The 9348-nt window shown below is 42.0% G+C and carries 9 protein-coding genes; 6 read left to right on the forward strand and 3 right to left on the reverse strand.

Going from position 1 to position 9348, the window contains the following annotated elements; genetic code table 11:
• Positions 1-100: 100 nt before the first annotated feature.
• Complete coding sequence (gene galU / locus ACVBIO_RS19570) at positions 101-1006, reverse strand: UTP--glucose-1-phosphate uridylyltransferase GalU (protein ID WP_447162672.1); 906 nt, start codon at positions 1004-1006, stop codon at positions 101-103.
• 499 nt (positions 1007-1505) lie between these two features.
• Here galU and phhA point away from each other — a divergent pair, with 499 nt between their 5' ends.
• From phhA to maiA, 5 genes are all read left to right on the forward strand, one after another.
• A complete protein-coding gene (gene phhA, locus ACVBIO_RS19575; RefSeq protein ID WP_447162671.1) occupies positions 1506-2297 on the forward strand; it encodes a phenylalanine 4-monooxygenase in 792 nt (263 codons plus the stop codon).
• Positions 2298-2398: 101 nt separating this feature from the next.
• A complete protein-coding gene (locus ACVBIO_RS19580) occupies positions 2399-2737 on the forward strand; it encodes a 4a-hydroxytetrahydrobiopterin dehydratase (RefSeq protein WP_447173231.1) in 339 nt (112 codons plus the stop codon).
• Between the two features lie 298 nt (positions 2738-3035).
• Complete coding sequence (gene tyrR, locus ACVBIO_RS19585; protein ID WP_447162669.1) at positions 3036-4583, forward strand: transcriptional regulator TyrR; 1548 nt, start codon at positions 3036-3038, stop codon at positions 4581-4583.
• A gap of 262 nt (positions 4584-4845) precedes the next feature.
• The gene (locus ACVBIO_RS19590; RefSeq protein ID WP_447164349.1) at positions 4846-5832 is read left to right on the forward strand and encodes a fumarylacetoacetate hydrolase family protein; all 987 of its coding nucleotides are present in this window, start codon (positions 4846-4848) and stop codon (positions 5830-5832) included.
• Between the two features lie 107 nt (positions 5833-5939).
• Positions 5940-6590, forward strand: a complete 651-nt coding sequence (maiA, locus tag ACVBIO_RS19595) for a maleylacetoacetate isomerase (protein ID WP_447164352.1) — start codon at positions 5940-5942, stop codon at positions 6588-6590.
• Here the strand turns inward: maiA and ACVBIO_RS19600 are convergent.
• The gene (locus tag ACVBIO_RS19600) at positions 6587-7468 is read right to left on the reverse strand and encodes a LysR family transcriptional regulator (RefSeq protein ID WP_447162667.1); all 882 of its coding nucleotides are present in this window, start codon (positions 7466-7468) and stop codon (positions 6587-6589) included. The genes maiA and ACVBIO_RS19600 overlap by 4 nt on opposite strands.
• Positions 7469-7654: 186 nt before the next feature.
• Here ACVBIO_RS19600 and ACVBIO_RS19605 point away from each other — a divergent pair, with 186 nt between their 5' ends.
• Positions 7655-8884 carry an MFS transporter gene (locus ACVBIO_RS19605; protein ID WP_447173232.1) on the forward strand — a complete coding sequence of 410 codons (1230 nt, stop codon included), beginning with the start codon at positions 7655-7657 and terminating at the stop codon, positions 8882-8884.
• A gap of 43 nt (positions 8885-8927) precedes the next feature.
• Here the strand turns inward: ACVBIO_RS19605 and ACVBIO_RS19610 are convergent, their stop codons facing one another.
• A complete protein-coding gene (locus tag ACVBIO_RS19610; RefSeq protein ID WP_447162665.1) occupies positions 8928-9155 on the reverse strand; it encodes a hypothetical protein in 228 nt (75 codons plus the stop codon).
• Between the last annotated feature and the right edge of the window lie 193 nt (positions 9156-9348).

Here is a 9348-nt window from a genome sequence, read left to right on the forward strand (position 1 = left end):
CAGTTCGCTTTAAGAAAGAAAAACAACGCTGACAGCGTTATTAAGATCTTAATTAAAGCGTTTTGCTAAAGTGTTTTAACGCTTTACTAAAGTGATTTAATTAAAGCGTTTTAACAATCGCTTTTAAATATTCTGCAAACTCAGGGCCTATTTCCTTATGGCGCAAAGCATGCTCTACATTAGCCTGCATATAACCTAATTTATTACCACAGTCGTGACTTTTACCTTGCATGTAATAGGCATTAACGGTTTGATTTTCCATGAGCATGGCAATCGCATCGGTAAGTTGGATCTCATCGCCTGCACCTGCTGGCGTCTTAGCTAGGTAAGACCATATTTCAGGAGGTAAAACATAACGGCCTACAACCGCTAGATTAGACGGTGCATCATCAACATTTGGCTTTTCTACTAACTGAGTCAACGGAAGTGACTGTCCAGGTTGTAGCTCGGCACCATTGATATCGGCAATACCATATTGGTTAACCAGTTCGTGAGGCACGCCTTCAACCATGATCTGACCGACTTCAGTCTCATCATATATGGCAACCATATCAGCTAGGTTATCTTGGCTTAAGTTGCTACTCACTTCATCAATGATAACGTCGGGTAAAAGTACGGCAAATGGAGAGTCACCGATGATACTTTTAGCGCATAAGATTGCGTGACCTAAGCCTTTAGCTTGGGACTGACGCACACTGATAATCGTAACGTCAGCAGGGCAGATTGCTTGCACTTCGGCAAGTAATTGACGTTTTACGCGACGTTCGAGTTGGGTTTCTAACTCAAAGCTAGTATCGAAGTGATTTTCAACCGAGTTTTTACTGGCGTGGGTAACTAGGACGATTTCTTTAATTCCAGCGGCTATGGCCTCGCTGACAACATATTGGATCAGTGGCTTGTCCATAACTGGCAGCATCTCTTTCGGGATAGCTTTGGTGGCTGGAAGCATACGTGTTCCAAGGCCTGCTACAGGGATGACTGCTTTACGAATTTTATGTTGTTTCATTCTAATCCTATCTGTTCCTAATTGGGAATCGGCACACAAACTTACATTCTATACTGAAATGAGTAACCCTTGGGTAAGAATTATTGAAAGCAGGGCGTAAAATTTAGTTACTCTGTTGTCTTGCTGGATATTTTTCACTATTTCGGGCATTTAAACATGTGAATAGAGACAAAGCTTGCAGGTGTTGGCAGTGTTTCTAGCTTTAATTTTTAAGAATGATTTGTGGCTGTAACGCTGACTGTACGGCTAAGTGTGCTAATGATTCAGTAAGAGGGGATTGGTTTGTTTTTGCTGTAACAAGTTCATTACACAAAGCGACCTCTTTTCGCCGATAAATAAACTGTGATCAGGTTAACAAAACATCAACTTTAGTTAAGTATGAAGTAACGACTTATTCACCGACTTATTTTCTGACTGATTGATGAGTTAGACAAAATGCTTAGGCGGAAGACTGAGACTGAATAATTGGGGCGATGACTTAGGATGACGAGTTAGGAATATGAGCAAACAATCAAATTACGTAGCACACATGCCTGACGCTAATGGCTTTATTGATTACCCGCAAACCGATCATGATATTTGGGCTGAGCTGTACGCAAGGCAGCGAGTTAACCTTCCTGGCCGGGCTTGCCAAGAATATCTAGATGGTCTAGAAAAGTTAGGCTTGCCGACAGATAGGATCCCACAACTACCTGAGATTGATAGTGTATTGCAACAAGCTACAGGTTGGAAAACTGCTGCGGTTCCTGCATTAATTTCTTTTGGTCAGTTTTTTGAACTGCTTGCCAACAAGTCATTCCCGGTGGCGACTTTTATCAGAAGCCGAGAGGAGTTTGACTATTTGCAAGAGCCTGATGTCTTTCATGAGGTATTTGGCCATTGCCCATTGTTAACCAATCCATCATTTGCTCATTTTTCGCATCTGTACGGTCAGCTAGGTTTGGCAGCAAGCAAAGAGGAACGTGTATTTTTAGCGCGACTGTATTGGTTTACTGTTGAGTTTGGTGTGTTGCGATCGAAAAATAATGAGCTGAGTATTTATGGCGGAGGCATTATAAGCTCGCCAGGCGAAACCATGTTTGTAATGGGCTGTGAGCCGGAGATCAGAGTATTTGATTTAGTGGATGTGCTGCGTACGCCCTACAGGATTGATATTATGCAGCCTATTTATTATGCGATTGAAAGTATCTCTGATCTGGATGCCATAACTGAAATGGACATTATGGCAGCGGTAAAAAAAGCACAACAGTTGGGCTTATTTAAACCGACATACCCAGTAAAAGTGAGCTGAATTTACAGCGTGTCGTTAACTGTGTACGACACTCATGTTAGCAACAACTATTGAATTTAAAAGAATAATTGAATTTAGAAGAATCATTGAAGGAAAAAAAGATGACTGAATTAGCTCAAATGAAATGTGAAGCTTGCCAAGCTGATGCACCTAAGGTCTCCGATGAAGAGTTAGCGCAATTAATTAAGATGATCCCTGATTGGGGCGTTGAAGTGCGTGACAGCGTTATGCAGTTAGAACGCGTCTATAAATTTAAAAATTTTAAATTAGCGATGGAATTTACTAATAAACTGGCTGATCTCGCTGAAGCTGATTTTCATCACCCTGGAATATTAATTGAGTGGGGTAAAGTGACAGTCACTTGGTGGTCTCATTCAATAAAAGGCCTTCATAAAAATGACTTTATTATGGCTGCAAAAACAGACGTTCTTTACCAGTAAGCGATAGGTTTATGCTTTTACAGATATTATTGACAGCATTGTCTTATGTTTTACTGACTCGTTAATAGACGAACTCACTGCTTTGCGCCAGCGTGTTGGCTTGACTGACACGCTTTTATTTTCTTTATGTTACAAATCCGCTGTAAACAAGCCTTGCCACAAGCTAAATAAACTTCTAACGTATAGAGCGATTACCGATGTTGAGTTTTGCTTTTAAGTTTAGTTCTAACTAGGCAAACTTTATTTGTCGATTGTTTTATCCCAATAACGAGTATATAAAAAAGGGAATTGCAATAGTATGCGCTTGGAAGTTAGCTGTTTAGATCGTGTAGGTCTGGCCAAAGATATCTTATTGATTATGGAAGACTACGGGATCAATTTGTTTGCCATAGACGCAAGCAATCAAGGGTTTCTTTATTTGCAATTCGCTGAGGTAAGCTTTGATACCTTGAGTGAGTTGCTTCCGCTTATTCGAAAAGTCGAAGGCGTACATGATGTTAGAACGGTATCTTTTATGCCGTCAGAACAAGAACACTATGCGTTAAAGACCCTCCTAAAGACATTACCCGATTCCGTTTTTTCACTCGATGTAAAAGGACGGATCCGTATTGTTAACGAGTCCGCTTTACATACGGTCGGCATGGCCGAACATGAGGTTATTGATGAGTCAATAAATCATTGGGTGCATGGATTTAATTTTAGCCGCTGGTTGAGTGAGTCGACAGTATTAGCTCAGGCCACTCGCGTTAATATTGGCGAAAATGAGTATTTGGCCGAAATGCTACCCATTTATCTGCCAGATAGCGGTAGCGATACGCCGATCCTTGCGGGTGCAGTGGTCTCACTAAAATCTCCTGCACGACTGGGTAAACAGTTTAATGCACTGCAAAATCAATCTAGTGGTTTTGAAAACGTACTTGCCACCAGTGATAAAATGAAAGAAGTACTGGTACAGGCTCGCCGTATGGCGCAACTTGATGCGCCCTTATTGATTACGGGTGAAACGGGGACCGGCAAAGAGTTAATGTCTCGTGCTTGCCATGATGCGAGTATGCGTCGTGAACAACCTTTTATCGCCATTAATTGCGCCGCTATGCCAGACAGTGCTGCTGAAGAAGAGTTATTTGGCTTCGTTAGTAATGGTAATGTAATAAAGCGTGGCTTTATCGAGGAAGCGAAAGGCGGTACGATTTTTCTTGATGAAATTGCCGAAATGTCGAAGTCTGCTCAAGTAAAATTATTGCGATTCCTACAAGATGGTACCTTTAGACGCGTCGGTGGTGATGAAGAGATCCGCAGTGACGTAAGAATAATTTGTTCGACGCAAAAGAATTTGGCCGAGTTATGTCAAAACGGTGAATTTAGAGAAGATCTCTACTACCGTATTCACGTGTTGAGCTTTCATGTTCCTTCCTTACGCGAGCGTAAGGTCGACATCATTCCATTAACTGAAATGTTTTTAGAGCATTACAGTCAACAGTTATCTATTCCTATCCGTCGTATATCGGGTGAATGCCGTGAACATCTGTTAGGTTATGCATGGCCGGGGAACATACGCCAGCTTAAAAACGCTATATTTAGGGCCGTCTCAATGTGGGATGGTAACGCAGAGCTTTCCGTCGAGCAGCTAAAACTCCCTTCTTATGCAGAGGGATTTGGTTATTTCGACCATGAATTCGAGGGCTGTTTAGAGCAAGCAATGAAGCAGTTTGAAGCAAGCTTATTGCGTAGGCTTTATCCAGCTTATCCAAGTACGCGTCAGTTGGCTAAAAAACTGGGCGTTTCACACACGGCCATTGCTAATAAACTTCGCGAATATAAGATCGGTAAACAAAAAACAGTGTAACAATAGCTTGCCGCGAGTAGCTGCTTAGGTAAGCCACTTTAGACTCAATATTATGCTTACAGCCTATTCTTTAGAGGTTGTAAGCATAAGTTTACAATATTGCCGCTCTACTCAGTAAATGTGATTTGTCTCACGCTATTCCACTCTTCCCTTACTTAATGTATTTCTATGGCTAAAGGTCGAATCAGCCCAAATAGAGCACTGTCATTGTCATCGAAAACTAATAAGATGAGAGTTAGGCATAAACAATTAGGAGTTAAGCATGAAGTTAGCAAGTTATAACAATGGTCGCCGTGACGGTCAATTGATGTTAGTCAGCAAAGATCTGACTAAAGCGGTTGCTGTGCCTGCTATTGCCCATACTATGCAGCAATTAATGGATGCTTGGGGCCTGCTTTATCCACAGTTGGTAGAGCTTTATGACGCGTTAAACAATGGCTTGATGGATAACGCAGTAGATTTCGATGAAGCGAAATGTTTATCGCCGTTACCAAGAGCCTACCAATGGGCCGATGGTAGTGCATACGTAAATCATGTTGAATTAGTCCGTAAAGCCCGCGGTGCTGAAATGCCTGAAACATTCTGGACCGACCCTCTCGTCTATCAAGGGGGCTCAGATTGCTTTATTGCGCCAAAGGCTGATATTGCGTTAGGGAGCGAAGAGTGGGGCATCGATTTTGAGTCCGAAATCGCAGTGATCACAGACGACGTGCCTATGGGCGTCAGTATAGAAAATGCCACTCAACATATTAAGTTACTCATGTTGGTCAACGATGTATCGTTACGAAACCTTATCCCTGGTGAACTTGCCAAAGGTTTCGGATTTTTCCAAGCTAAGCCTTCGAGCAGCTTCTCTCCTGTAGCTGTAACGCCTGACGAGCTAAATGATAAGTGGCAAGACGCTAAAGTTCATCTTCCGTTAATCACTCACCTTAACAATGAGTTATTTGGGCGCCCTAATGCTGGGGTTGATATGACATTCAACTTTAGCCAGTTGGTGTCCCATGTTGCTAAAACGCGTCCATTGGGAGCGGGGGCTATTATTGGTTCAGGTACCATTTCTAACTACGATCGCAGCGCCGGTTCAAGCTGCTTAGCTGAAACACGAATGCTTGAAACTATTGCAGAGGGTAAGCCGTCAACCCCATTTATGGGTTTTGGTGACCGCGTACGTATCGAGATGCTTGATGACGACAATAACAGTATCTTTGGATCGATTGATCAGCAAGTGGTCGAATATAAAGCCTAGTGTGTTTAAGGTGGGTATATTGATTAAAGGCTAATTCTCTGGAGTTAGCCTTTTTGCTAAATACCAGGTCTCATTTTCAAAAGGATTTTTACATGGGTAATACAATGATGACGCTTTATGGTTATTGGCGCTCTAGCGCAGCATATCGTGTACGTATCGCTTTGAACCTAAAGTTACTTAAAGCCGAGCAACATTCAGTGCATTTAGTTAAAGATGGCGGAGAGCAACATCAACAGTTCTATGCATCTATTAATGCGCAGGAGCTAGTGCCAAGCTTAGTGATCAAAGGCGAGGAGGGGGAGCAAGTCTTAACTCAGTCATTGGCGATTATTGAGTATTTGGACGAGGTGTACCCTCAGAAAGCGCTCTTGCCAACAAAGCCATTTGATAGGGCAATCGTGCGTGCGATGGCATTGAGTGTTGCTTGCGAAATTCATCCGCTTAATAACCTCAAAGTGTTGCAATATCTTACAGGTGAGCTAGGTATGAGCGATGAGCAAAAAGCTGCATGGTATCAGCACTGGATAGCACAGGGCTTTGGTGCAATAGAGAAACAGCTCCAAAAACACAGTGGGCTTTGTTGCTTTGGAGATAGCCCAACCTTAGCAGACATATGCTTGGTGCCTCAGGTGTACAATGCAAAGCGTTTTAAGGTCGATATGAGTCTGTATCCCAATATTGAGCGTGTTAATGCTCACTGTTTAACGCTACAGGCTTTTATTGATGCAACACCAGAGAATCAAGTTGACGCGCTCTAGCGATGTTTCAAAAGAAACTCAACAAATGCTCTGTCAGCTTGGCTGATAGGGCGTTGTTTTTTCCAGGCAATATGCAGATCAAGGAAAACGGGTGGATCAAAGGGTTTTGCGCAAATTTTATCGTGTTTTTCTATGACCATCTCTAATACGCTGGTAATACCATATTCTTGTGCAACAACTTGTTTAATCAAGTTAATGAGATTAGTTTCAAAGGCAATATTTGCTGTAACACCTAGTCGTTCTGCTTGTTTTAGCATCCATTCTCGATGAAAGTAACCCTGCTTAAAGAGTACTAGCTCATGTTTAAAAAACGCTTTTAAAGGGATGGATTTAGCATTTGCTAATGGGTGTTGCTGACCTACAGCGACGACCATCTGTTCTCGCAATAATAAGTGGCTGTCAAATTCGTCGGTAAGGTCATTGGCTGTAATAATGGCAATATCGACATCTTCCTTTTGTAGCATTCTCAGAGTATCACGAGTGCCACCTTCAAATAGTGATAGCTTGAGCTCTGAGTATTGATGGCGAAATGCCATTAAACGCCTTGGCAAATAAAATGAACCTAGCATACCGGGTACTGCTAATCTGACTTCACCTTTAGTGAGGTTGGCCATGGACTTTATATGTGCCTCTGCTTGCGCCATGTTCTTGATGATTAACTTAGCATGTTGATGCAAGGCGTCACCTTCTGCTGTTAACGACAGCGATCTACTACTCTTATTTATCCCTCTATCAATTAGCGTCACTCCCAGCTCTTGTTCAAGTCGTTTGATACTTTGGCTTAAGGCTGGTTGCGCCATATTGAGTTGTTCGGCAGCTTTAGTAAAACTGCCGGCATTAATTAATGCATCTAGGTATTTTAATTGTCTAATATCCATAGTTTTTATTCAGTTTTGCATTGTAAAAGTAAGCTCCATATAAAGCTTACTTCAATTTATCATCTACTTGATAAGGTAGAATTTGATATAACATAAATCAATAACTATCGCACTTTTAAGTTGTTATTCTTATGGGGTGGCCGCTGATATGCTACAGCCTAATTAATTGCTTTGAGTTAGTCGTCAATGAGCACAAGGGTAGAAGATAGACACGTGGCTGATGAGATCCGCTTAATTGCAGGCTTATCAGTTGCTTCAATGGTGATTTTTATCAACTTATATTTGGTACAAGGAATGCTACCGCTTATTGCGGACTCATTTTCGGTATCAAAAGGCCATGCTACGTTATTGTTATCAGTCACCAGTTTTACTATGGCATTCTCTCTTTTGCTTTTTGCGGTACTGTCTGATCGCATTGGCCGCAAAAAGCCCATTTTAGTGAGTCTTTACCTATTGGTTTTGTTAGACCTTAGCGCCTATTTTATTGATAGCTTTAACCAACTCGTTTTGTTAAGAATGTTTCAGGGCGCCTTATTAGCCTCAGTACCCGCCATGGCAATGGCCTATTTTAAAGATGAGTTAGGCAGTAATGCTTTGCTAAAGGCCGGTGCCATCTATATAGCCGCTAATAGTGTCGGCGGTATCGTGGGGCGTTTGCTCGGAGGAGGTATGGCTCAATACCTCGATTGGCAGCAAGCGATGGCTTTATTAACCGCAGTTTCTCTAATAGGGACACTTGCTGTGACCTATCTGTTACCTGGAAGTCATTTTGTTAAGCCTGAGTTAGAGTTAGGGATGTGGCCAATAAAAAGCTCTGATTTTAAAGGGTTTTGTCATCACTTAGCGGATAGGAAATTACGCTTGGTTTACCTTATTGGTGGACTTGCTTTTATGGTTATGGTTAATCAGTTTAGTTATATCCAACTCCATCTGATGGACAGTCCTTTTAGCTTAGGGCGTTTTGAAGTTACGTTGATTTTTCTTTGTTATCTCAGTGGCACTTATGCATCATATCGCTCAGCGAACTGGATTGGGCAGCTTGGACTTAAGCGGGTATTAATTATCTCTGTGTTGGCGTTGTTTCTCGGTACTTTGCTGACCTTACTCGATAGTTTAACGGCTATATATATTGGTTTTTTGATCTCAGCATTTGGTTTTTTCCTTATTCACAGTAGTTGTAATGCCTGGGTGGCTTATAGAGCAAAGCTGCATAGGGCTAAAGCAACGGCATTGTACCTTTGTTGCTACTATTTAGGCGCTGCTATAGGTGGGCCTTATTTATTGCCATTTTGGCAGCATTGGGGCTGGAGAGGGGTTGTAGTGGGGTCTGTCATTGGGCTTGGTATATTAGCTATTGTGGTGCTAAAACTTATCCAACCTACGTCAGCATCAGACTCTTTGGCGATGGGCGCGTGAAGTGGTGAGAATTGCTAATAGTAGTAACCCTCTGCAGAAGAAGCTATTTGTTGGGTGCTATCTGATGCATAACATAATCACTAGGAAGAAGTTCGAGCTGTCCATTTTCATCGAAATACCAACCTGTGATAAAGCCTTTTTGGCGCATTTTGACTAGATTTTGCATAACGGATTTAGCTTCAACTAAAGCAGTGTCTTGATCGTATTGGTAAGTGAGCTTTAAATAAGCGGCAATGCTGGCGAGCGAAGCGGATTGACTGACGTCTGCCATAAGATTTGTCCTGCGATACATTATCCTAAAAGGATAGTAGAGAACGTTCTTTAGTGACAAAGATAGTTAGCAATTTATTGAGATATGATTTGGTACTGCGAAGAGATTCTTTACAGAAAGAATGGTGGTCGATACTGGGCTCGAACCAGTGACCCCCTCCTTGTAAGGGAGGTGCTCTCCCAGCTGAGCTAAT

This window comes from Shewanella sp. 0m-8 (assembly GCF_052977265.1).